The 22,460-nt window shown below is 67.6% G+C and carries 23 protein-coding genes; 7 read left to right on the top strand and 16 right to left on the bottom strand.

Annotation, left to right across the window (positions count from 1 at the left end):
* Position 1 precedes the first annotated feature (1 nt).
* From G6N61_RS19760 to G6N61_RS19750, 3 genes are read right to left on the bottom strand one after another with little or no spacing between them, the layout of a single operon-like run.
* The gene (locus G6N61_RS19760) at positions 2 to 631 is read right to left on the bottom strand and encodes a bifunctional 4-hydroxy-2-oxoglutarate aldolase/2-dehydro-3-deoxy-phosphogluconate aldolase (protein WP_163920159.1); all 630 of its coding nucleotides are present in this window, start codon (positions 629 to 631) and stop codon (positions 2 to 4) included.
* Positions 628 to 2,235, bottom strand: a complete 1,608-nt coding sequence (locus G6N61_RS19755) for an N-acyl-D-amino-acid deacylase family protein (protein ID WP_163920157.1) — start codon at positions 2,233 to 2,235, stop codon at positions 628 to 630. Before G6N61_RS19755 ends, G6N61_RS19760 begins: the two co-directional genes overlap by 4 nt.
* A 10-nt stretch (positions 2,236 to 2,245) precedes the next feature.
* Positions 2,246 to 3,529: an amino acid deaminase gene (locus G6N61_RS19750; RefSeq protein ID WP_163920155.1), complete on the bottom strand. Its 1,284-nt coding sequence runs from the start codon at positions 3,527 to 3,529 to the stop codon at positions 2,246 to 2,248.
* A 126-nt stretch (positions 3,530 to 3,655) separates the two neighbouring features.
* Between G6N61_RS19750 and G6N61_RS19745 the strand changes: the two genes are divergently transcribed.
* From G6N61_RS19745 to G6N61_RS19735, 3 genes are read left to right on the top strand one after another with little or no spacing between them, the layout of a single operon-like run.
* A complete protein-coding gene (locus G6N61_RS19745; RefSeq protein WP_163920153.1) occupies positions 3,656 to 4,675 on the top strand; it encodes a sugar kinase in 1,020 nt (339 codons plus the stop codon).
* A gap of 4 nt (positions 4,676 to 4,679) precedes the next feature.
* The gene (locus tag G6N61_RS19740; RefSeq protein ID WP_163920151.1) at positions 4,680 to 5,429 is read left to right on the top strand and encodes an IclR family transcriptional regulator; all 750 of its coding nucleotides are present in this window, start codon (positions 4,680 to 4,682) and stop codon (positions 5,427 to 5,429) included.
* A gap of 36 nt (positions 5,430 to 5,465) precedes the next feature.
* Positions 5,466 to 5,873 carry a RidA family protein gene (locus G6N61_RS19735; protein WP_163920150.1) on the top strand — a complete coding sequence of 136 codons (408 nt, stop codon included), beginning with the start codon at positions 5,466 to 5,468 and terminating at the stop codon, positions 5,871 to 5,873.
* Here G6N61_RS19735 and G6N61_RS19730 read toward each other — a convergent pair.
* The 5 genes from G6N61_RS19730 to G6N61_RS19710 all read right to left on the bottom strand — a co-directional run bounded on the left by G6N61_RS19730 (position 5,860) and on the right by G6N61_RS19710 (position 9,709).
* Positions 5,860 to 6,819, bottom strand: coding sequence for an SDR family oxidoreductase (locus G6N61_RS19730; protein ID WP_163920148.1), 960 nt, complete (start codon positions 6,817 to 6,819; stop codon positions 5,860 to 5,862). The two genes, G6N61_RS19735 and G6N61_RS19730, sit on opposite strands and share 14 nt — an antisense overlap.
* 90 nt (positions 6,820 to 6,909) lie before the next feature.
* Complete coding sequence (locus tag G6N61_RS19725; RefSeq protein WP_163920146.1) at positions 6,910 to 7,098, bottom strand: hypothetical protein; 189 nt, start codon at positions 7,096 to 7,098, stop codon at positions 6,910 to 6,912.
* A gap of 190 nt (positions 7,099 to 7,288) precedes the next feature.
* Positions 7,289 to 7,903, bottom strand: a complete 615-nt coding sequence (locus G6N61_RS19720; RefSeq protein WP_163920143.1) for a TetR/AcrR family transcriptional regulator — start codon at positions 7,901 to 7,903, stop codon at positions 7,289 to 7,291.
* A gap of 24 nt (positions 7,904 to 7,927) precedes the next feature.
* Positions 7,928 to 8,779: an oxidoreductase gene (locus tag G6N61_RS19715; RefSeq protein ID WP_163920141.1), complete on the bottom strand. Its 852-nt coding sequence runs from the start codon at positions 8,777 to 8,779 to the stop codon at positions 7,928 to 7,930.
* A 54-nt stretch (positions 8,780 to 8,833) separates the two neighbouring features.
* Positions 8,834 to 9,709 carry an SDR family NAD(P)-dependent oxidoreductase gene (locus tag G6N61_RS19710; protein ID WP_235887196.1) on the bottom strand — a complete coding sequence of 292 codons (876 nt, stop codon included), beginning with the start codon at positions 9,707 to 9,709 and terminating at the stop codon, positions 8,834 to 8,836.
* 80 nt (positions 9,710 to 9,789) lie between these two features.
* Between G6N61_RS19710 and G6N61_RS19705 the strand changes: the two genes are divergently transcribed.
* Positions 9,790 to 10,371 carry a TetR/AcrR family transcriptional regulator gene (locus tag G6N61_RS19705; RefSeq protein ID WP_163920138.1) on the top strand — a complete coding sequence of 194 codons (582 nt, stop codon included), beginning with the start codon at positions 9,790 to 9,792 and terminating at the stop codon, positions 10,369 to 10,371.
* Between the two features lie 38 nt (positions 10,372 to 10,409).
* On the opposite strand, the gene G6N61_RS19700 is transcribed toward G6N61_RS19705, so the two are convergent.
* From G6N61_RS19700 to G6N61_RS19680, 5 genes are all read right to left on the bottom strand, one after another.
* A complete protein-coding gene (locus G6N61_RS19700; RefSeq protein ID WP_163920137.1) occupies positions 10,410 to 11,021 on the bottom strand; it encodes a hypothetical protein in 612 nt (203 codons plus the stop codon).
* A 101-nt stretch (positions 11,022 to 11,122) separates the two neighbouring features.
* Positions 11,123 to 11,623 carry a MarR family winged helix-turn-helix transcriptional regulator gene (locus G6N61_RS19695; RefSeq protein WP_163920136.1) on the bottom strand — a complete coding sequence of 167 codons (501 nt, stop codon included), beginning with the start codon at positions 11,621 to 11,623 and terminating at the stop codon, positions 11,123 to 11,125.
* A gap of 78 nt (positions 11,624 to 11,701) precedes the next feature.
* Positions 11,702 to 12,640 carry an NADP-dependent oxidoreductase gene (locus tag G6N61_RS19690; protein WP_163920135.1) on the bottom strand — a complete coding sequence of 313 codons (939 nt, stop codon included), beginning with the start codon at positions 12,638 to 12,640 and terminating at the stop codon, positions 11,702 to 11,704.
* Between the two features lie 120 nt (positions 12,641 to 12,760).
* Positions 12,761 to 13,282: a nuclear transport factor 2 family protein gene (locus G6N61_RS19685; RefSeq protein ID WP_235887195.1), complete on the bottom strand. Its 522-nt coding sequence runs from the start codon at positions 13,280 to 13,282 to the stop codon at positions 12,761 to 12,763.
* A 39-nt stretch (positions 13,283 to 13,321) separates the two neighbouring features.
* Positions 13,322 to 13,960 (bottom strand): TetR/AcrR family transcriptional regulator, encoded by a 639-nt coding sequence (locus G6N61_RS19680; RefSeq protein ID WP_163920134.1) that lies wholly within the window; start codon positions 13,958 to 13,960, stop codon positions 13,322 to 13,324.
* 87 nt (positions 13,961 to 14,047) lie between these two features.
* Here G6N61_RS19680 and G6N61_RS19675 point away from each other — a divergent pair, with 87 nt between their 5' ends.
* The 3 genes from G6N61_RS19675 (at position 14,048) to G6N61_RS19665 (ending at position 17,928) form a co-directional block, all read left to right on the top strand.
* Entirely contained in the window at positions 14,048 to 14,413 is a 366-nt protein-coding gene (locus G6N61_RS19675) for a DUF1330 domain-containing protein (protein ID WP_163920133.1), read from the top strand.
* 23 nt (positions 14,414 to 14,436) lie between these two features.
* Entirely contained in the window at positions 14,437 to 15,504 is a 1,068-nt protein-coding gene (locus G6N61_RS19670; RefSeq protein ID WP_163920132.1) for a DUF2855 family protein, read from the top strand.
* A 117-nt stretch (positions 15,505 to 15,621) separates the two neighbouring features.
* Entirely contained in the window at positions 15,622 to 17,928 is a 2,307-nt protein-coding gene (locus G6N61_RS19665) for a S15 peptidase family protein (RefSeq protein WP_308214999.1), read from the top strand.
* A 5-nt stretch (positions 17,929 to 17,933) separates the two neighbouring features.
* On the opposite strand, the gene G6N61_RS19660 is transcribed toward G6N61_RS19665, so the two are convergent.
* Genes G6N61_RS19660 through G6N61_RS19650 form a run of 3 tightly spaced genes read right to left on the bottom strand, consistent with a single transcriptional unit; the run spans position 17,934 to position 22,423 of the window.
* Complete coding sequence (locus G6N61_RS19660) at positions 17,934 to 20,318, bottom strand: PEP/pyruvate-binding domain-containing protein (RefSeq protein WP_163920130.1); 2,385 nt, start codon at positions 20,316 to 20,318, stop codon at positions 17,934 to 17,936.
* Between the two features lie 3 nt (positions 20,319 to 20,321).
* A complete protein-coding gene (locus G6N61_RS19655; protein WP_163920128.1) occupies positions 20,322 to 21,299 on the bottom strand; it encodes a TIGR03617 family F420-dependent LLM class oxidoreductase in 978 nt (325 codons plus the stop codon).
* Entirely contained in the window at positions 21,296 to 22,423 is a 1,128-nt protein-coding gene (locus G6N61_RS19650) for an Rv3169 family protein (RefSeq protein ID WP_163920125.1), read from the bottom strand. Before G6N61_RS19650 ends, G6N61_RS19655 begins: the two co-directional genes overlap by 4 nt.
* Positions 22,424 to 22,460: the final 37 nt, after the last annotated feature.

Genomic DNA, 22,460 nt, shown 5'->3' with positions numbered 1-22,460 from the left:
GTCAGGCGGTAAGTGCGGCGACGAACTGTGCGGCGCGCGCGGTGATTGCGGGCCAGTCACCAGCTGCCACTTGCGCGGGAGGCACCACTCCGGTGCCGGCGCAGACTGCGAGCGCGCCCGCGTCGAGGTACGCGCGGGCGTTGTCGGGGTTGATGCCACCGGACGGCAGGAACTCCACATCGGGATAGGGGCCGCCCAGGTCGGTGAGGTACTTCGGTCCGAAGGCGCTGGCGGGGAAGATCTTGACTGCCGCCGACCCGAGGTCGAGTGCGGCGGCGACTTCGGTTGGCGTGAGCGCGCCGAGGAAGACCGGGACACCCTGAGCGACTGCGATGGCGGCTACCTCTGCCCGAAGTCCTGGAGTGACCAGGAATCGAGCCCCGGCATCGATCGCTGCGCTCGCCTGATCAGCCGTCATCACGGTGCCGACGCCGAGCACGACACCCGAACTCGCGACTGCGGCACTACTCGACTTCAAGTGCCGGAGGACGTCGGGGGTGGTGAACGTGAGTTCCACGGTGCGGATGCCGCCGGCGGCAAGCGCGTGACACAGATCCGCCGCGTCGGGAATCTGCTGAGCGCGTACGACACTGAGCACGCGGTCGGAGCGCAGCACCTCGACGATGCTCACCGCACTACCCCGTCCGCGCCGCGCCGCAGGGAACGCCCGGCGGTGACCCCGGTGAGTTCGCTCTCGTCGAGTGCCAGCTGCCCGCGCACGAAGACGTGCGTGAATCCAGCGGCCGCCTGGCGGGGCCGCTCGTAGGTCGCGGTGTCGGCGACGGTGTCGGCATCGAACAGCACGAGGTCGGCGGCGAACCCGGTGCGCACGAAGCCGCGGTCCGCCAACCGCAGCCGCGTTGCCGCCCTCCCGCTGAGGTGACCGACGCACTCCTCCAACGACATCAGACCGAGGTCCCGGCAGTAGTGCCCGAGGTAGCGCGCGAACGTACCCCAGCCGCGAGGATGCGGCTTCGCACCGACCAGCAGCCCGTCACTGCCACCGGTGTGTCTGGGGTGCCGCATGATTGCTCGCACGTTCTCCTCGTGTCCGACGTGTTGAAGGATGCCGGTGCTGAGTTGGTCGCGCTGCAGGATCTCGATGCACACGTCGAACGGCTCGCGACCCTCGGCGATGGCGATGTCGGCGATGGTTCGGCCCACGTAGTGGTCCAGTCGAGCGTCGGACACACCGCTGATCTCGATGGTGTGCCATTCGGCGACGACGCCGTGGCACCCGTCGGAGCCGGTCACCTCCAGCTGCTCCCGAATTCGTGTCAGTGCGGCGGCATCGGACAACCGCGCGATCGTCTCATCGCTGCTGCCCGCCGACGCCCAGCTCGGCAGTATGGCCGAAAGCGTCGTCGCACCGGGCAGGTAGGGGTACGTGTCCAGGCTGATGTCCGCGCCGGCTTCGGTCGCTGCGTCCAACAGTGCCAACAGTTCTGGTGCCCGACCCTTGTTCGGGCCGAAGTTGAGCGTGGCATGGGCGAGGTGCAGGGCGCAGCCCGCGCGCGTGGTGAGGTCCACCATCTCCGCGTACGCCTCCATCGCTCCCGCGCCGTACGACCGATGGTGCGGCGAGAAGTAGCCACCGTGTTCGGCGACGGTGCGGCACAGTGCCAGCAATTCCTCGTTGTCGGCGTACATGCCGGGCGTGTACGTCAGTCCGGCTGACAGGCCGACCGCGCCGTCGGACATTCCTTCGGCGACGATGCGCTGCATCTCGGTGATCTGCATGGTCGACGCCGGCGTCTCGTCCCACCCGACGACCATCGCGCGTACCACGCCGTGCGGCACCAGATAGGCGGCGTTGGTGGCGATTCCGTGGTCGAGGCGATCGAGGTACTCACCGACGGTACGCCAGTCGAAGTCGAAGTCCTGAGGGTCGGAGTTCCAGCCGGCGACCTTGCGGCGCACGCCGTCGAGCACCGCATCGGTGGTCGGCGCGTAGGACAGACCATCCTGTCCGAGGACTTCGGTGGTGACGCCCTGTGTGATTCGCGAGGGGTGCGTCGGGTTCAGCAGGATCTGTAGGTCCGAGTGCGCGTGCATGTCGATGAAGCCGGGAGCGAGGACTAATCCCGATGCGTCTATCACCCGGTCCGCCGACGGCCTGTCCGTCGGATCGGTGACGATGTCCGCGATGCGGTCGCCGTCGATGAGCACATCGGCCCGATAGCGGGCGGTCTCGGTGCCGTCGACGACCGTCGCGGAGTGGATGAGTGTACGCATGCCAGCCAGCTCAGAAGTAGGTGCGGATGAGGTCGATGACATGCGGGTCGTCTCCGTTGCCGTCCAGCAGCGGGATCCATCGCCACTTGTCGAAGGCAGTGCACGGGTGCGAGAGTCCCAGTCGCACGACGTTCCCCACCTTCAAATCGCTGTCGGGGTCGATCCTCAAGAACGCGTGCTGATCGTTCACCGCCGTGATCTGAGCGTCGGCCAGCGGCCGAGCAGGCCCACCGAGTCGGTCCGCGACCAGTTGCGGGGTCGGCAGTCCCTCGTCGAACGGCACGTCGCGCTTGCCCGCGTCCAGCAGGGCCAACCCGGTTTCTGGGCGGGACACCACCCGTGCCCAGGTGTGCATTGCCGAGCGCAACCGGTGAGTGGTGTCGCCGGTCTCGTCTCGACCGAACGGCGTGATGCCGGTGTAGAAGCCGTCGTCGTGGATGACGTACGCACCTGCGCGGACGACTACGCGGACGCGGCCTTCTGCCAGGGGTGCGAGGACCTCGGCCACCACGTCGAAGTAGGCACTGCCGCCGGCGCTCACGACGACGTCACCGGTGGCCGGGTACAGGCCCTGTGCATCCAGCAGGCGATGCAACTCAGCCATGTCCTGCAGGTAGCCCCGCACTCGTGACAACGACTGGTCGGACGCGTCGTGTGCGAGGGCGCCCTCGTAGCCGCACACCCCGGCCAGGCGTAGCGCCCCGCTCGCGGAGACCCGTTCGGCCACCTCCACGGCTTCGGGAACCGACCTGGCCCCGGTTCGCCCACCGGGAGCGCCCAATTCGACCAGGACCGGAACGGGTCGGGCCACGGCCACGTCGTCGAGCGGCGCCACCATGGCGTCGACCGTGTCGATCGAGTCGGCCCACACGTGCACGTCGAGATCGGGGTGATCGGCCATCTTCTGTGCGAGCCAGCGCAGTGCGACCGGGTCGACCAGAGCATTGGCCAGCTGTATCCGCCGGATGCCGAAGTGCACCGCCACGCGAATCTGACTGAAGGTCGCCAGCGTGATCGCCGTTGCACCGCAACGTATCTGCCGCTGCCACATGACCGGGGACATCGTCGTCTTGCCGTGCGGCGCCAATTCCACACCGTGGGCGGTGCACCACTGCGCCATAGCCGCGAGGTTCTGCTCGATGGAGGAGTCGTCCAGCGTCATCACGGGCGTGCTGAACGCCGAGAGCCGGGGCTTGGTCGCGAGGAACTCGGCCGCGGTCAAACCGTCGGCCGCGGACGGAAGCGCCTTGTCCAATTCGGACAGACGCTCCAGCGGATGGTCTGGCTGCGTCATCATCCGACTCCATTTCAGTTCCCGAGCTGCGGCGTTGCATATTGTGCAACGCTAGTTGCAGAATGCGTTGTGACTTGTCTAACATGACACCGGAACGTCGTCAACACATGGGCTGAGTGGAGGGCCGTGCAGGAAACAACCGCTACTCGGCCCATCGCGTGCCTCGGCGAGGCGTTGGTCCTCGTCTCACCACCCGAGTCTGGAGCCAGTGCCGCAACGCAACTGCACCTGGCAGGCGCCGAAGCCAACGTCGCCGCCGGACTCTCGGCCATCGGCGTGCCCGCCGCCTGGATCGGGAGACTGGGTGACGACGAATATGGCGCCAGAATCAGCGGGGAGCTGCGCGAGCGTGGCGTCGACGTCTCGGCCGTTGAAATCGACTCCTCCCGCCCCACCGGTCATTACGCGAAACACACCGAAACAGCTGACGACGGGGAGCGCAGGACGACGAGCCACTACCAGCGCTCGGGTTCGGCCGCCTCCGCCATGGGACCGGAGTTCCTCGACCGCACCGCGGTGACCGCAGTCTTGAGCCGAGCCGCGGTAGTGCACTGCAGCGGCATCACGGCAGCGCTGTCGGACTCGTGCCGAGCACTGATGTACCGGCTGCTGTCGGACCGTCCCGGAATCTCGGGAACGGTGAGTTTCGACGTCAACTGGCGCGAGCAGTTGTGGTCCGACGGCGATCCCGGTGTGGTGGTCGACCTGGCGAATCGAGCCGACCTGGTCCTCGTCGGCGCCGACGAGGCGCTCAGGGTGATGGGTACCGACGATCCCGTTGCGCTGCGCAGCATCCTGCCGCTCCCCGAGACGATCGTCGTGAAGGACGGCGCGAAACGCGCAGTGGCGGTGGACCGCCGGAGCCGAACGGTCGAAGTGCCCGCACTGCGCGTCGACGTGGTGGAACCCGTCGGGGCCGGTGATGCGTTCGCCGCCGGCTACCTCAGTGGCATGGTGCGCGGCGAGGACACCGAGACGTGTCTGCGCCGCGGCCACATCGGTGCGGCGGCTACCCTGACCGTCGCCTCCGACTCGGCGCCGCCACCCCCCGATGCCCTGCGCGATCACATGCTGACCTGTTCGCCGCGGGCCTGGTCGACGATCGTGGTGTCGGCCGCGGGCTTCACGCCGCCAGGGGGAAGGTGAATCGATGAGCCAGAGCGTTGCACGTGCACTGCACTTGCTGATCCAACTCGGTAGCGGGCCCGCCAGCCTCGACGAACTCGCCGAATCGACCGGCGTGCACAAGACGACGGTTCTGCGCCTCCTACGCACGCTGTCCGAGGAACGGTTCACCTTTCGCGATCAGAACAATCGCTACCACCTCGGGTCCAGGATCTTCGACCTGGCGGCACAGGGCACGGATCAACGCGAGATCCGGACCATCGCCTCGCCGCATCTGGTGGCCTTCAACCGCGCTCATGGCCGTACCACCCATCTCGCTGCGATGGAGGGCGACGACATCGTCTACATCGACAAGCTGGAGTCGCACGATCAGATACGGATGTTCTCGCGAATCGGCCTGCGCGCGAACCTGAATTCGACCGCGGTGGCGAAGATCATCCTCGCGGATCTACCGGATTCGGAGCTGGAGCAGATCGTCGCCACGATGGACTTCACCAGGCGCACGCCCAACACCATCACGAGTCCCGACAGGTATCTCGACGAGATCGCCACCGTCCGCGCCCAGGGATGGGCGCAGGATCGCGAGGAGAACGAACCGTCGATCAATTGCATCGGAGTCCCCATCCGCGGTGCGTCGGGCAAGGTGGTCGCAGCTGTATCGGTGTCGGTGCCGAACGTCGTGCTGTCCGCCGACCAAGTGCTCGAACTCCTCGACCCGTTGCAGGCCGTCGGCGAACGCATCTCCCGCGACTGCGGCTACCGGCCGCCATCCTGACTCACTCGACAACCACCACAACCGAAGGAGCCCAGCGTGTCCCACTCACAGGTCGTCCGCACCGACGCCGCGCCTGCACCAGCACACACGTTCAGCCAGGGAGTCGTGAAGGGCGGCTTTCTGCAGGTGTCCGGGCAGGGCCCGATGGACCCCGCTACGAACGCCTACATCGGCGAGGGGGACGTGCGCGCCCAAACCCGACGCACCCTGGAGAACGTCAAGGCCATCCTCTTAGCCGGCGGCGCCAGCGTCGGCGACGTGCTCATGTTCCGGGTCTACCTCACCAAGCGCGACGACTTCGCAGCCATGAACGAGGTGTATGGCGAGTTCATCGCCGAGAACGTCACCTCTGGCGCGCTTCCGTGTCGGACAACGGTTTTCGTCGAGCTTCCGCACGAGGTCATGCTGGTGGAGATCGACGCGCTGGCCGTCATCGGTCAGTAACCCCCGCGCGCTCGACGACCTCTTTTGCGCGCAATGCCTCAGCCGTCCGGATCGCCCCCGTGACGCCCGAGTTGTGCATCAGCACGTCGTCCATCACCGCCGTGGTCAGGCTGCGGGTCGCCAGCATCGGGGCGACCCAGCCCGGTGCGCTGATCCGTGCCGCGCGCCGGTCGACACCCGAGAGCACGGCAGCGGCCGCTGCTTGAACCGTCATGGGCCGGGTGAGGAATCCGGGGATCGCCTGGCGTACCGCTCCGACGTGATCGTCGGCGAACACCTCGGTGGCCAGGTCCGTGTCGATGAACCCGAGGTAGGCGTAACCGACGCTCACCCCGTGCTGCGCGAGTTCGACCCGCAGCGTCCTGGCGAGCTGCTCGACGCCTGCCTTGCTCACCGCGTAGGACGCGGCCAGTACGCCGTTGAAGAAGGCGTAGACGGACCCGACCATTACGACGTGTCCCTGCCGCTCGATGACCGCCGGCAGCGCTGCCCGCACCGTGCGCCACTGGCCGAGCAGGTCGACCTCGACGGTGCGCTCGAACGCGGCCGGGTCAATCGTGGCGATGGTGTCCGATGGCGGGGCGATACCCGCGTTCGCGATCACCACGTCGATGCCGCCGAACCGTGCCACTACCGCGTCGGCCGCATCCTGAAGCTTGTCGGAATCGGTGACGTCGGCCTCGAAGGCGGCGGCACGCTCGCCGAGGTCGTCGGCGAGTTCCTGCAAGGGCGCCATGCGGCGCCCCACGAGGGCCACATGGGCGCCGCGCGCATGTGCCTGTCGGGCGATCTCGGCACCGAGGCCACGGGCCGCGCCGGTGATGAACAGCACCCGCCCCTCGACATCGAAACTGGGCGCAGCACCCAGCAGCCGACCCACGACCGGGATACCGCGGAGGGTCCGGACGGCAGTGCGGCCCAACAATCCGACGGCGTCGTCGATCATGGCGGGCCTCTCCACACTGAGTCGGTGCTCGGGTGATTCCCTCACCGGCCGCCGGGAAACATCGGACCGCCTGCGACGTCGTTACACGCACTAACTGCGGCGGTGCTGCGTTGCCACTTGCTCCGCTCGCTCGACGTCCTCGTTGGTGACGTACGTCGTGAAGGTCTTGGGTCCCCACTCCGTCATGAGCTGGAACCGCACTGTCTTCGGTCGCCCCGTCAGCACCGTCGTACTCACGATCTCGCCCACCGTCCCCTCGGGCACCAGCGGTCGGTCCATACCCTGGAAATCGCGTCGGGCGGTGACCAGTTCACCCCTGCGGTATCGCACGTCTTCTCCCCCGTTCACCCCGGCGGGCCGCCCCGCGCCGCCCCCCGGGTTACCAGGATGGCAGCCAAACGACCACTCGTGCAACGGGTTTACCCGCATAAGTCAGCTTCCGCCTCGTCCGCTGGGGCTTTGGTAGCGGTCAGCGCTGTTCGGCCATGCGCAACCACACTGCCCGGCAAGTCTCCTTCGCGTCGTCCAGGTCGTCGATCGAATTCCTGGACGCCTGGTAGAAGGTGCGTTCGATCATCCAGCACAGGGCGTGACCGAGCGCCGCGGCGTCTCCCGGTCCGCTCCCAGTCGGCACCCCGGCACGGTGCAGCACCGCTGCTATGGCGTCGGCGAAGACATCGGCTGTGCCCGTCCACAACTGATCGATCTCGGGCACGGTGGAACTGAGGTCGACCGCGGCGCGCATGACCAGACCGTGCTCCCGCCACAGCCGTGCAGTGCGCTCCAACGCGGTAGCGATGACGTCGTCCACCGGTCCGGTCGCAGTCAACGCAGCACCCGACTTCTCTTGCAGAGCCTGCACGGTCCGCGCCACCAACGCGATGAGAACGTCCTGCTTGGAAGCGAAGTAGAAGTACAGGGCGCCGCGGGTCATTCCCGCCGCCTCGGCGATCTCGCCCACCGTCATCTCCGCGTAGCCGCGCGTCTCGAGCAGCGCCTCGGCGGCGTCGAGTATCTGCCGCTCGCGAAGGTCGCCCTTGCGTACGGCCGGCGCAGTTCGGCGAGAGGGCCAGGACTTGGTCACCGTCGCAACCCTAACCCAGCTGTGTCACACGACGGACAGTTGCGCGCCGTCATCGAAATCCGTGCTGTGCGAGACGCTTTCCCACCGACGAATGTCCTCGTCGACTGAAGCCCGTGCGGCTCCGATCAACTTCAGGGCATCTGAGCCCAGCACCAGGTGCCCTGGCGGTTCGGCGTCGTCCAGGACTGCCAGAATCGCGTCCGATGCCTTCGCCGGGTCTCCGAGCTGGTTGCCGCTGGCCTTGAGCCGTGCAGCACGAATGGGCTCGAACAACTCGTCGTAGTCCCCGATGGTGCGCTCGGCACGCGTCATCGATCGGCCCGCCCAGTCGGTGCGGAACGAACCAGGCTCGATCGCCGTGACGTGAATGCCGAATGCGGCGACTTCCTTGCGCAAGCTCTCCAGTAGACCCTCGACCGCGAACTTGCTCGCACAGTAGGCGGACATACAGGGAACTGCCATGAGGCCGCCCATCGACGTCACCGCCATCAAGTGGCCGGCACGCCGGCGCCGCATGTACGGCAGCGCGGCCTGCAGGGTTGCGGCAACACCGAACACGTTGGTGGCGAACTGCGCTCGCAATTCCGACAACGGCGTCTCCTCGAAGGTGCCCTCGACGCCGTAACCGGCGTTGGCGATCACGACGTCGATGGCACCAACAGTCGACTCGACGTCGGCCACCGTACGTGCGACCGCGGCATCATCGGTCACGTCGAGCAGGCGGGCATGTGCCCGAGCCGGTGACAGGGCTTCGAACGGTTCGGCGTCCTCGACCTTGCGGACGGTGCCGACCACTCGATGGCCGGCGTCCAATGCCCCTGCCGCGAACGCGCGCCCCAAACCGCTGCTGACCCCAGTGATGAAGAACGTCTTCACGATGCCTCCGACCGTCCAAGCGCCGCGCAGCGCGACGCCTTACTCGACACAGTGTCAGCTTGAAGTCGACGCAATGTCAAGTAGAGATCCATCACCTGCTCGGTAATGAGGACGCAGCGCCGCAGCGAGGGCACGATCGAGCGCCCGGTCGGGCATGAACCGCGTGAAGCGGATCAGCGCGGCTTCACGGCCCACGGTGTAGCGGGTCCGTGGCCGACGGGTCGTCACCGCCGTGGCGATCACCATGGCGGCGGCGTCGGCCGGTAGGCACGACGTGGTGTGGGAAACGGTCTGCGCATTCACTGCTCGTATCAGCCCGCCGTAGCGCAGTTGCTGCTCCGGCGTCATGGCCGCGGCAAGGTCGTTCGCGGCCGAAATCGCTCGACTCGGCATCTCGGTACTCACTGCGCCGGGCTCTACGACGACGACCTGGACACCGGTCGCAGCGAGTTCCCGCCGCAGCGCATCGCTGACCGCCTCGAGGGCGAACTTGGTGGCGGCATAGGGACCGTAGGTCGCCATCGCCACCTTGCCGCCCACGGAGCTGATGTTGACCACGCGACCCTTGCTGCGAATCAGGGCCGGAAGCACGGCCTGAGTCACCCTGACATGACCGAACAGGTTGACTTCAAACAGGTTTCGCCACGCATCCATGGGGAAGGTTTCGACCGGCACGTTCACCCCCATGCCGGCGTTGTTCACGACGGCGCGCAGTCGTCGACCCTGCGGATCCTCGTCGACCCGGGCCGCAAGCGTGCGGACGTGCTCGGCATTGGTGATGTCGACGAGCACCGGCTCGATTCCAGGCCCGCGGATCGCGTCGGCATCCCGGTCGCGTCGCACACCCGCGAGGACGTGGAACCCTCGGCGAGCCAGTTCGCGCGCCGCGGCTGCGCCGATGCCGCTGGACGCCCCGGTTACGATGACCATCTGTTGACTTTCGGGTGACGGTGTCATCTCAATGACCGTACCCGCTGAGTTGACGCTGTCAACTCAGATGGTGAGGGAACGTGAGTCGCGCCGAATCAGCCGCAGCCACTCGCCGCGCCCTGCTCGGCGAAGCCGCCGAACTGCTCGACGGCGGCGGACCAGACGCAGTCACGCTGCGCGAGGTCGGCGCCCGCGCAGGAGTCAGCCGCGGCGCGCCCTATCGCCACTTCGCCGACAAGGCGAGCCTGTTGACGGCAGTTGCCGCCGGAGGCTGGGAACGTCTCGGCGATCACATGCACGCAGTCCGAACGGAATCCGGTTCACCAGCCACCGACAAACTACGGGCGGCACTTCTGGGCGTCATCGCCGTCAGCCGGCAACAGCCGCATCTGTACCAGTTGATGTTCGCCACCCCCACGGGAGATCCGGCGGCGGTCGTCATGGCCGCGAAGCGCATGTGCGACGAATTCCTCGCCATCGTCGCCGACGTCGTCGGCGACACGAACGCCGAGCGCTGCGCGGCCATCCTCCTGACTGGCGTACATGGTGCCGCCGGCCTCGAGAAGAGCGGCCTTCTCAGCACCGACAACTGGCACACCACCGCAGAAGATCTCACCGACGCCCTGGTCACCCTGATCGAAACGTCCGGTCGCCGACAGTAGTTGCCTACCAACCACTTCAACTTCAGCGGCGCCCTCGCTCAGACGACGTCGGTGATCTGCCCGGAGACGTCGGCTCGCACCTGCTTGCTGCTGCGCTCGCCCTCGACGTTGATGAACATCGTCACGCTCGTGTCGAACGGCATGTTCCGCTTGATGATCAGACTCTGCACCTCGCCGCCCTCGATCGCGCTCGCCGCCACCGCGCCGTCGGCGGCCGCGGCGATGGCGTTGGTCGCCACCTCGTCGACCGAGAACAGGTTCTCGTTGAGCGCTTCGACGTCGTCGCCGTAGTCGACGGGCCGCAGGGGGCCGACCGCGCCAGCGGTGTAGCTCCACTGGTTGAGTTCGGTCGGCGCGCTCGGATCGATCGCCTGCACCGTCAGCGATCCCGCAACGATGGTCACCTCCACGACCTGCATGGGGGTGGCACCGACCTCGGCCGAGAGCGCCGAGTAGGCGGCGTCGATGCCCTCGGCGGTGAACAAATCGCCCGACACCGTGTTCACGAGCTGTTCGGTGCCTGAGGCGACGACCTGCTCGGCCGCATTCGATGCGACGTCCCTGATCTCACTGACCTTCGTGCAGCCGCTCAATGCGGTGGCCGCGAGAACTGCAGCGGTGAGGGCAATGCCGAGGCGGGTGGGGTTCATTCGTTCCTCTCCTGTTCCGGTCCGACGGGATCGCCGAGACACATGGCACAGGTTGCTGCGGGCGGTCCGCTACCGATCACGAGTTCGGCACGGCCTCTGCCCTAGTCGGCAGACCCGGCACTGCGTTTGCGCGGCGCAGCGGAGCGGGGCGGGCGGGCGCGCATGTGGTCGCGGGCGCGACTCATCATGTCGCCGAGGGTGCGGACGTCCCGCGCCGAGAGCGATTCGAAGAGCAGTTCGCGTACCACCCGGACGTGGCCGGGGAGCACCTTGGCGACGCGGGCACGACCCGCCTTGGTGATGGCGACGACCGTGGCGCGTTGGTCGTCTGGGCTGACATGGCGGACGATGAGGCCTTCGCGCTCCAGCAGCCCGGCTTGATGAGTGAGACCGGAGCGGCTGTAGACCACACCGTCGGCTAGATCGGTCATCGTGAGCTGCCGCTCGCCGGCCTCGGACAGCTTGGCCAGGATCTCGAACTGCACGTAGCTCAGGCCGCCCTCGGATTGCAGCTGCTGCCGCACCTCGTACTGCAGCAGGCTGACCGCCTCCGTCAGGGCGAAGTAGGTCCGCATCTGAGCGGGATCGAGCGCGTCGGCCATGCCTGATGGTAATGCTTCGACCTGGAAGCATTACCATCATCGGCTCGATACGGCGGATCAGACTGCCGCAGAGGATTATTAGGCCGGCACGAGGATGGTCTTTCCGTGGAGCCGCCCGCCATCGGATGCGTCGTGTACGTCGGCGGCCTCTGCGAGTGGGCGGCGATCGGCGACGTCGATGCGCAGTCGTCCGGTGTCGACGCGACTCACGAGTTCGGCGAGCTGTGCGGCGTCGCTGCGAACGAACATCCGCTGCGTGCGCACTTGGCGACCCGGGTTCTCGGGCCCCGAGGCCATCGTGCCGACGTGAAAGCCACCGTCGGCCACCACGCTGATCAGGGCCTCGGTCTGCTCCGGTGTCGTACTGACCAGGTTCAGGACCACGTCGAACGGCGCGCCATCGACCTCGATCGGCGACTGCGCGTAGTCGACGTAGTCGACCACCCGGTCTGCGCCGTACTGGTACAGGCGGTCGGCGTCGCGCGACGTGGCGGTCGCGGTCACGATCGCTCCGGCCTCCTTGGCCAGTTGGACCGCGTAGCCGCCGACGGCGCCCGAGGCGCCGTTGACGAGGATGCGCTGCCCGGCGGTCAACTCGGCGACCTCGAACAGCGACTGCCATGCGGTCAGTCCAACCGTCGGAAGGGCAGCCGCGTCGGTCAGAGGCACCGACTGTGGAGCCTTGGCAAGTGATTCCGCCGGTGCCAGCGCGTACTCGGCGGCCGCACCGTCGGCATCGAGCGGCAGCATCGCCACCACCGCGTCGCCGACGTGCCAACCCTGCACGTCCGCGCCGAGGTCGGCGATGGTGCCGGCGACGTCGACGCCCGGAACGTGCGGGAAGGCGATCGAGTACACGCCGGCCAGGTAACCCCCGCGGATGCCCGCGTCGACCGGGTTGAACGAGGTGGCGGCGACCTGCACGAGCACCTGCCCCGGGCCCGGTACCGGCTGCGGGGCCTCGGCGTACTCCAGAACATCGCTGCTGCCGTATTGACGGTAGTAGAGAGCCTTCATGATTCCTCCTCGATTATTGCTTCGAAGTTGAAGCAGCTACGCACTGCACAACTCGCTTCGATATCGAAGCAATCCCCAGGGTGCCTATGATGGCTGTCACATACCCGCGGGCAGTCGGGGTCAGGCGGGCGGCACCCTCCTCAAGAAGTCGCCGAGCGCAACGAGGTCGAGGAACGCGGTCCCCTTCACCACCCGCTCATCACGCATCGTCATCACCCACGCGTAGGTGTTGACGTAGGGGCTCCCGTCGCGGGCGGTCGCCGTTCCGTCCCAAATCGCAACGACGTCATCGCCTTCCGCGATGAGCTGGCGCACATTCGCCTGGATTGGTCCGCTCAGCCGCGACTGGATGGGCCCGGCGCCGTCGCGCAAGAACTCCGAGCGGCTCGTGTACGTCGTCGGCTCGACCGCCTGCGCCACGGTCCACTGCACGTCCTCGGCCAGGATCGAGAAGAAGCTCTCCTCGCCACCGACTCCGCGAGCGAAGGCGTCGCGGACGACCTGGGCGTTGCGTTCCTGCTGCCCGGAGCAAGCCGCGTCCCCGGTATCGGCGGGAGCGCTGCACCCGATCAGCATGATCGCTGCCAGCGCAGCGCTCGCAATGGTGATGACCCGACGGGACGAGCGTGTGAAGGACCTCATGCCATCGAACGTAGGGCCGGCGCCGCAGTTGGGGCAGGGCTACTTCTTCCTAGGAATGACCTGCTCCCCTTGGCGCGCGGCGAGACTCCGCTCGACCCGTCGGGCCACCTCAGCCGAGAGGTCGGTGGCGGAGACGTCTCGAGCCGTGGAGAACGCCATCATCGCCGTGCCTCGCAGGAGTCCGATGATCGCGAGAGCGGCGAGATCGGGTTCGACGTCGGGATCGATGGACCCGTCGCCGACTCCCGCCCGGATCTGTTGGGCGAGGTAGTCACGAAACGCGGCGTCGCGTTCGGCGAACAACGACGCGAGCGACGGCTCGAGGTTCGCCGACTCGGTCCACATCTTGAGGAACGCCTCCGAGCGTGGTGACCTGTCGTGCATCCCGCCGAGGTACGCCGCGACGAACTGAGTCAGACACCCCAGGCCCGTCGCGGAGTCGGCCGGCACGTCGAATTGCTGGGTGTGCCTGATGAGTTCTTCGAGCAGTCGCGCCTTGCTGCCGAAGTGGTGGTTGACGATGCCGCGGCTGTATCCGGCGGCCTCCCCGACGGCGGCAAGCGAGACCGCGCTCGATCCATGTTGGGCGACCAGGGACGTCGCGGCGTCGAGCACGCGGCGACGCGTCTCGGCGCGGCGTTCCGCCTGAGTGCGCCGGGTCAGCGGCGTGTCGTCCATGGCGGTCATTGTCCATCGTCGGGCACATGTCGGTGGGTAGCGTTAAGTTGCGTGTCGTATAGCAAGTAACAATGACTGGAGAGAATGATGACCCTCTTGAATGCAGCCGACCTCGAACGCTTCGTCGCCGACGATCCCAGTGGGCCGGTGATCATGCTGAACCTGATCAGGTTCACGCCGGGTGGCGAGGCCAAGTACCGGGAGTACATGGAGAAGTTCAGCAGCACGGGCGTGAACGAACGGTACGGCGTGACGATCGTCTACGGCGGCATCGGCCACACGTCGCTGGTCCCGGACGAGGGTGGCGATTGGGACCTGGTGGCCCTGGTCAGCTACCCCAGCCGACAGAACTTCGTCGACATGGTCAATGACCCGGACTACCAGGCGTTCGAGCACCTGCGCGCCGAGGCGGCGGCGACCGCCGTCCTGCAACCCACCACCCCGGCGTTCTGACGCCGTCATCCGAGGGAGATGCCATGACCACCGCCCCCGAACCGGACACCCTCGTCCTGGAAGTCGATCGGACCACACCGCTCGACGGACTCGAACTGGTTCGCGAACGGCCGCCACCTCGTCGACCGGGTCTCGTGACCCTGACCGTCGAGCGGTTCAGCGTGGCCGCCAACAATCTTGGCTACGTCCTCGTCAACGACGTCCTCAAGACCTTGGACGCATTCCCCTCGCCGTCTCTCGATCGCGCCCGGATACCGGTGTGGGGAATCGCGGAGGTGGTCGCCGCGGACCCGACGGTGGTCGCCGTCGGCACGCGGGTCGCCGGGTTCCTGCCCATGGCGACCCGCGTGGCAGTGCGCGTGGAGAACACCGACATCGGTCTGCTGTCCGTCGACGAAAGCCGCGTCGGCATGTTGCCGATCTACCGTCGGCTCGTGCCGCTGCCCGACGAATTCGATTCGGCGAGTGAAGACGTGGAGACCGTTCTGCTGCCGGTCCATCCGTTCGCTGCGCTGCTCGCCGCCGACGTGCTCGCCTCGGGGGTGCGCAGGGTCGTGGTGTCGAGCGCGTCGAGTCGCAGCGCGTCGGCGCTCAGTCGGCTCCTGGGCGCCGCCGGCGTCAGCGTCGTCGGACTCACCAGCGCGACGCACCGCGCCGCGGCGGAGACGTTCGGGGTCTACGACCGTGTGCTCGGCTACGACGAGGTAGACCGGTTGGCCCCCTCCGACGGCACCACCTACGTGGACGTCGCAGGATCCTCCGACGTCACCAGTGCGGTGCACGACCGGCTCTTGCGGCATCTCGTCACCAGCATCGGCGTGGGCGGTACCCATGCGCGCTCCACGCCGTCGGGGTCCGGCCCGCCGCTGACGATGTTCAACACCGGTGATCGCGAGGTGGAACTCACCCGTGAACGCGGTTGGCCGGCAGTGCAATCGCTCTACGACGCCGCACGCTCTGAACTCGTGCCGTGGGCCTCGGATTGGCTCCGGGTACAGACGGTCACCGGTCTCAGCAGCACCGAGCCGGTGTGGCGCGACATCGTGGCCGGACGGTCCGATCCCCTGTCGGCGGTGGTGATACGACCGTAGGGCGGCCGGGCATCCGCCCGACCCCTCATCCACCAAAGCCGGACGGGGATCAGGCAGCCGAGGTTATGGTCGCTGCGGTGGTAGCACCTATCACCGTTTCGGATGGGGGCAATCGGGGTGGCTGAGACGTTGCACGTGGGACGAGTCGGGAGTTTGGCGGCCGCGCTCGGCATTGGAGCCGCAATCCTGTACGGCGGCTGTGGAATCGCTGCGGCCGACCCCGCGGAATCCTCCGGCGCCGAGTCGTCGTCGAGCGCGCCTGCATCCGGTACGTCGGCGCCCGGGGCGTCGGCGTCCGGGGCGACGGGCGCGGACTCGTCGCCATCGGCGGACGACCCCGGGGTGAGTGCGGACACACCGTCGTCGACCGCCGACTCCCCTGGCCCGGCAGCCACCACGTCGTCCTCGACGCACGTCACGGCTCCTGGCACCGCGGTCGGCACCGGTGGTGCCCACACCGGCTCGTACTCGACGTCGACGAAGGACCGCTCCTCGACCCGCACCGAGTCCGACGACAGTACGACGGACGTCGAAGACAGTGTCGTGCAGCAGGACTCGATCTCGAGTGAGGACCCGGCCACGGAACCCGCCCCGGGCGACGGCCCGACCGCGCCGACGGAGTCCCTGGCCGCGCTGAGTGTGGCCTCGACCGCGCGCAAGGAGACGACGACCACCGAGTCGCCTGCCGTGGTCGCCGCCTCGGCGAGCACGACCGCCACCGGTCCGGCCGCCGCCCCCGCCGCGCCGGCCATTCAGGGCCCGCCGGTCGTCGTGATGCAGACTGCTCCGCTCGAATGGCTGCAGCACGTCCCGGTCGTCGGGCCCGTGTTCGTGACGCCTGTCGTCGCCGCCATCCACCAGATCCCGATCATCGGCGACGTCATCCACCCGTTCATCGGGTACCCGGTGCGACCGGGGACGCCCGGCGCCCCAGCGTCGCGCGACGTGCTGTTGACGTCGTTCGACGGAACCCAGATCTACGTCCACTTCATGCCGGCCAAGGGACTTCGGGCGGGGCAGCGCGCGACGACGATCCTGCAGGGGCCGGGCCTCGGAATGCCAGGTGCGACGAACCTCGACGGCACGATCCTCGACGGCATCCTCACCGACAACCTCGGTGCCGTCGGGGTGGGCGTACTGCGCGCCGCCGGCTACAACGTGGTGACGTGGGACCCGCGGGGTGAATACCGTTCGGGTGGAACGCTGGAACTCGACTCGCCGGACTTCGAGGCCCGCGACACCTCGGCCATCATCAGCTGGGTGGCGACCCTGCCCGAGGTTCAGCTCGACGCCACCGGTGATCCGCGGATGGGGATGGTCGGCGCGTCCTACGGCGGCGGCATCCAATTCGTCACCGCGGCTACCGACCACCGTGTCGACGCGATCGTGCCGACGATCGCGTGGAACAGCCTCAACAGCTCGCTCTACAAGAGTCGGGCGTTCAAGAGCGGATGGGGCACCCTGCTCACCGCGGCGTTGTTGCTCACCAACGCCCGTCCCAACCCCGCCATCTATCCGGCGTCGATCTACGGCAACCTGACCGGGACGCTGACCCAGGAGCAGCAGGATCTGCTGTCGGAGCGCGGACCCGGTGCGCTGCTGGGCAGCATCACGGCACCGACGCTGCTCATCCAGGGCACGGTCGACACGCTGTTCTCCCTGCAGGAAGCGCAGGCGAACGCCATGGCACTCATGGCCAACGGCGTTCCCACCAAGGTGCTCTGGTTCTGCGGTGGCCACGGACTGTGCACCAACAACCTGTTCGATCCCACCGACGGCCAGGTGATCACCACGCAGACGCTGGCGTGGCTGGCTCACTACGTCAAGGGGCAGCAGAACGTGTCGACCGGTCCGCAATTCGAGTGGGTCGATCAGCGGGGACAGTTCTTCTCGTCGACCACCTACCCGGCCGCGCCCGCCGCGTCGATCGTCGCGTCCAGCAGCGGAGCGGGCGCACTGCCGCTGATTCCGCTCATCGGCGGCTCGGGACCCCTGCTGTTCGTCCTTCCCATCGGAGGAACCAGGGCGATCAACGCCTTCAACCTCACCACCCCGGCGGCGTCTCAGACCACGTACGTGGTGGGCGCGCCGCAGCTGACCCTGACGTACTCGGGGACCGGAACCAGCCGGCACGTCTTCGCCCAGCTCGTCGACGACGCAACAGGAGCGGTGCTCGGCAACCAGGTGACGCCCATTCCAGTGACCCTCGACGGGCAGAGCCACACCGTCACGATCCCGCTCGAGCAGGTGGCGCACACGTTGAGCGCCGGCCAGACACTGACGCTTCAGGTGGTCGCGTCGACCGCCAACTACGAGAACTTCGGCTCGTTCGGCGTCCTCAACGTGGCCAACCTCGGCGTGTCCCTACCGACCATCACCGACGCCGTGGCCAGGAACGCCGCCCCGGCGACACTGTCGGCGTAGCAGGGTCAGACGAGCCGCGTCACGAGTCCCCTGTCACCGTCTACCCTGACCCGGTCACCGGTCTCGAGGACCTGGGTGGCCACCAGCGTGTTGACGACGCAGGGCAGCCCGTACTCCCGCGCTACGACCGCGCCGTGCGACACCGAACTCCCGATGTCGGTGACCAGCGCTGCGATCACCGTGAAGTACGGTGTCCAGCCCACGTCGGTGACGGGTGCGACGAGGATCTCACCGGGACGAACGTCACGCGCATCGACGATCGACTTCGCCACGCGAACAGTGCCTTCGGCAATCCCGCGGCTCGCCGGCCTCCCCATGATCTGGTCGGCGTCGAGGGTGCTCGGCGGCCGCCGGACGATGGGTTCGGGCCGTCCCACCGCGACGTCCTCGAACTCCAGCGACTGTTGAAAGGGCAGTGCATCCCGGCGCTGCCGGGCGCGCCGAACCAGGTCGCCGATGTCGGTATCGCCCACTACACGAGGTAATTCGACACGATCGAAGAAGAACACCAGATCGGCATCCGGTAGGCGCCCACTGTCGGCAAGCACCTCGCCGAGGTGGCGGTAGCCGAGCTTGAGGCGATGGGCCATCAGCGCCATCTTGGACTTGGTCTCCTCGCGTCCGCGGGCTCCACCCTGGGCCAGGCGGGCCAGCAGTCCCACCGTCCGCGATTCCGGCACGTCGACGTTCCTGCGAGCCGCGGCCGAGGCGGTGGGGTTTCGGGCTGACTGCAGCATGACCTGCATCATCGAACCGAGCCCTTCGGCGTCCTCGGCCCACGCCGGATCGCGCATGCACAGCTCGCGATAACCACGATGCCCATGTCGAACGAGGAACTCGCGCAACGCGACGCCGCCCGGATCGTCCGTGCTGCGCAAGTGGGTCACGGCATCCGCCGGCGTCGCAGCCAGGAACCGTTCGGCGGCCACGTCGTCGGCGGCGATCGCCCTGACCACCGCGTTCAACTCGTCGACCATCACGGCGCTCTCGACGTCGGCGGCGCCGGCCATGAGGCGTGCTGCCTCGGCTTGACCCTCGTTCTCGTCGCGACCGGCCTTGACGGCCGCGCGCACCAGGTAGCTTTCGAGCACGTTCGCGCCCACGGCAGCGCGCGACGAGGACCGCACGTGGACGAGCGTGACGTAGCAGTACAGATCGACGCCCGACTCCAGCTGTCGCAGCACCTGTTTCGGATCACGGCCGGCTGGGATCTCGAATGCGGCGATCCGGTCTCCGAGCTTGCGTATCGCCGGGCCGGCGAACAGCGAGTACGACGTCAACCGAACCGTGTTGACGAGCTTGGGGAGGAACGGTTTCGGCGGTTTGGGTTCCAGCTCGTCGATCACGCGGCCGCAGATCGACATGGAGAACTGTTCCAGGGAGTTCCCGAGGATGCCCGAACTCAGCGCCGTGCCTTCGGTCATGTTCAAGAACATGTGCCCGTAGAAGTAGCCGACCTGCAGCCACGGCTTGTCGTAGCGTTCCTGTGCGCGCGCCACGACCTGCGTCATCTGCATCGCGTAGTCGATCGCGTACCCCGACACCGATGCCGTCAGCGGACAGAACGCTCCCGGCATCATCTCCCCGATGTTGCACCGGGTGTAGACGTGCGTCGGTCCCGCCAACGGGGTGTCCATCTCGTTGAGGTCACCGGGCAGGGTGGTGATCGGCCGGGCCTGCAGCCACCACAGCTGCCCACCTCGATCGATTGCCCACTCCAGATCCATGGGCCTGCCCCAGTGTTGCGCGGCTCGCAGTGCGCCGGCGCGGATGTGGGCGACCTCCTCGTCGGACAGCACGGGGACGTCGCCGACCTCGCGCACCGCCGGTGTCCCGTCCGACGTCAAGACGAGGTGGTCGGAGACGGCGGTCCCGTCGACGAGCGCTTCGCCCAGTCCGGCGATCGCGTCGATCACCACGAGGTCCCTGCGCCCCGTCGTGGGGTCCGCGGTGAAGACCACTCCGGCCGCGCGCGCGTCGACCATGCGCTGCACGACCACGTGCATCGTGACCATCCCGGTTGCGGCGTCGTCGCCGGCGTAGGCGGAGGCTCGTTCGGACCCGACCGAGACGGCGCACTGCCGGACGGCGGCGGCGAAGCCCTCGGCGGAGTCGACGCCGAGCACGGTGTCGTACTGTCCCGCGAACGAGTGCTCGACCCCGTCTTCTCCGGTGGCCGAGGACCTGACGGCTACCGGTGCTGCACCGGCTGCCTGCATCTGGGCGAAGCGGTCCGTCACCTCGTCCGGCAGGGGATGCTCGGAGGCCCGCGCGATGACGAAACCCGTTGGGACGGGGAGCCCCAGCCGTGTCAGCTCGGCCAGACCCAGCGCCTTGCCGCCGAAGCGGTCGTCGACGACGTCGCCGAACTCGATGGTCGTGGTGTGCATTCGTCAGCCCAACGCGTCGATGATCTCGGCCAGCGCCTCTACGGCGATGGGCCCGGGTTGATAGAGGCAGATCCGGTCCGATACGCCGTCGACGCGGTCGGCGATGTGAGCGGCCACCTCTGCCGGGGTTCCGCACGCGGCGATCGTGTGGAGCACCTCGTCGTCGATCAGCGTGGCCATCTCCTGCCACCGCCCCTGTTTGGACATGGCGTTCAGTTCGGGTTGCAGGTCACCCCAGCCGTGCGCGTCCAGCACTGGACGGTAGGCGGGCGTGGAGCCGTAGAACGCCAGGAGCATTCGCGTGGACGTGTGGTCTTCCCCGACGGACACGATGATCTCGGGCACCACCGCGAAGTCGTCAGCGTTCCGCCCGGCGGCCGCCAGCCCTTCGCGAACGGCGGGCATGGTCTTGTCGTGCAGGAACCGCTTCGACCCGAACGGCATCACCAGCAGTCCGTCGGCGACCTCGGCCGTCGCCCGGGTCATCCGCGGACCCAGCGCACCGAGGTAGATCGGCGGCGGTCCAAACGGGTTGGGGCCCGGGTTGAACGTCGGCGTCATCAAGGTGTGCCGGAAGTAGTCGCCGCGGAAGTCGAGCCGCTCGCCGTCGTTCCAGGCGGCGAAGATGGCCCGCAGCGCACCCACCATCTCCTTGATGCGTGCGACGGGGTGATCGAACTCGGTGCCGTAGCGCTTCTCGATCTGCGCGCGCACCTGGGTGCCGAGCCCGAGAATGAACCGACCCTCGGAGAGTTCCTGCAGGTCGTTCGCCTGGTGGGCGAGCTGTATCGGGTTGCGGGGCAACGCAATCGCCACGTTGGTCATCAGGTCGAGCGGCTTCACCGTCGACGCCAGGATCAGCGGGGTGAAGACTTCGCGCGGCCCCTCGAAGGTGAACACTCCCGATGCCCCGGCTTCGCGTAGCAGCGCCGCCCGTTCGACCGCGTCCACCGGGCCGAACAGGGCTGTCATGACCTTCACGACGGGTCCCCCGTCAGGACGTCGGTCCAGTCGTTGAATCCCGACGGATGGTGCGGACCGATCACGGCGTGCTCGAACAGGCCCACGCCGTGCTGCGTGCTCCCGTCGTCCTCAGTGCAGACCGCGCTACCGACGTGGTCGATCAGGCTGAAGGGGGCTCGCGCCATGACCTCGGGGGCGGTCATGTCGTAGGACACGCGTTCCGACGACGCCTCACCCTTCCAAGTGCCGTGTGACCAGGAGGAGTCACCGCCGTACCCGGAGCCGAATGCGATGGGCGCGAACAGCTTCGACTCGACGTCGAGCCGCAGCCGACCACCCGACCGCGTCATCATCTCGATGTGTGCGCCGTGGGGAATCCTGGTGCCCGGCGTGTAGTGCACCGTCGCGCGCACGCCATCGAGCTGTTCGACCCGGCCGTCGCGCCAGCGTCGGGTGCAGTCGTACAGGCTGCGGTGGCCATCCGGATCCTCCTGGATGATCAGGAAGATCTGGTAGTCGTCGAAGGCCAGTGGCAGGTAGAGCCACCACATTCCGCGGAATGCCGTATCGGGCCGCCCGGACGGTTCCGCCTCGCCGATGGGCCGGATGCCCCACGACCTGTCACGGTTGCCCACCGAACTTGACGAGTCGACGGTCAGCCGGTCGCCATCGACGTCGATCCAGCCCTCCCACGTGCCGAGTTGGGCGAAACGGCACGCCTGCAACGTCACTCGTCGGTCCGTGTACATGTGGTGCGGGTGTTCCAGCGCTGCCGGGAACGAGCCTCGCCACCGCAGGTCAGCCGAGATGCCCTCGGTCTCGGCGACGGTCAGGTGCAGCTCCTGCAGGGGTTCGACCACGTCGAGCCGGTATCCGTTGACGTGCTGATCGAGACGGTCGCCGTCGATCGCGTCGCTGAAGCGGACGGCGGTCTGCACGTCATCGCGCCGGATGAGCAGGTAGGCGTCCTTGACGCCCAGCCGGGGGTAGTACCCGATTCCGGTCAGCGCCATGAACCGGCCTTGCCGGTCGAGGACGTTGAAGTACGAACGGTCGTAGAAGTTGCGGTCCGAGGTCGCGGGCGCGCTGATGGGCACGGGCGCCTGGTGGATCGGGTACTCGTCGAGCGGGCTCAGGAACACGACACTCCAATAACGATACGATGCGAGTTATATTGGA

Origin of the sequence: Mycolicibacterium arabiense (assembly GCF_010731815.2) — a bacterium.
In the GTDB taxonomy this organism is placed as follows: domain Bacteria; phylum Actinomycetota; class Actinomycetes; order Mycobacteriales; family Mycobacteriaceae; genus Mycobacterium; species Mycobacterium arabiense.
Note: the sequence above shows the minus strand (reverse complement) of the source record. Positions and strands in the feature narration are given on the sequence as shown.

Coding starts and splice junctions, on each gene's coding strand:
- G6N61_RS19685 (WP_235887195.1), bottom strand. CDS start 13,282: ATGAGGTCCTTCACACGCTCGTCCCGTCGGGTCATCACCATTGCGAGC.
- G6N61_RS19675 (WP_163920133.1), top strand. CDS start 14,048: ATGACCCTCTTGAATGCAGCCGACCTCGAACGCTTCGTCGCCGACGAT.
- G6N61_RS19755 (WP_163920157.1), bottom strand. CDS start 2,235: ATGCGTACACTCATCCACTCCGCGACGGTCGTCGACGGCACCGAGACC.
- G6N61_RS19730 (WP_163920148.1), bottom strand. CDS start 6,819: ATGATCGACGACGCCGTCGGATTGTTGGGCCGCACTGCCGTCCGGACC.
- G6N61_RS19690 (WP_163920135.1), bottom strand. CDS start 12,640: ATGAAGGCTCTCTACTACCGTCAATACGGCAGCAGCGATGTTCTGGAG.
- G6N61_RS19740 (WP_163920151.1), top strand. CDS start 4,680: ATGAGCCAGAGCGTTGCACGTGCACTGCACTTGCTGATCCAACTCGGT.
- G6N61_RS19710 (WP_235887196.1), bottom strand. CDS start 9,709: ATGGTCATCGTAACCGGGGCGTCCAGCGGCATCGGCGCAGCCGCGGCG.
- G6N61_RS19680 (WP_163920134.1), bottom strand. CDS start 13,960: ATGGACGACACGCCGCTGACCCGGCGCACTCAGGCGGAACGCCGCGCC.
- G6N61_RS19725 (WP_163920146.1), bottom strand. CDS start 7,098: ATGGACCGACCGCTGGTGCCCGAGGGGACGGTGGGCGAGATCGTGAGT.
- G6N61_RS19700 (WP_163920137.1), bottom strand. CDS start 11,021: ATGAACCCCACCCGCCTCGGCATTGCCCTCACCGCTGCAGTTCTCGCG.
- G6N61_RS19670 (WP_163920132.1), top strand. CDS start 14,437: ATGACCACCGCCCCCGAACCGGACACCCTCGTCCTGGAAGTCGATCGG.
- G6N61_RS19695 (WP_163920136.1), bottom strand. CDS start 11,623: ATGGCCGACGCGCTCGATCCCGCTCAGATGCGGACCTACTTCGCCCTG.
- G6N61_RS19750 (WP_163920155.1), bottom strand. CDS start 3,529: ATGACGCAGCCAGACCATCCGCTGGAGCGTCTGTCCGAATTGGACAAG.
- G6N61_RS19660 (WP_163920130.1), bottom strand. CDS start 20,318: ATGCACACCACGACCATCGAGTTCGGCGACGTCGTCGACGACCGCTTC.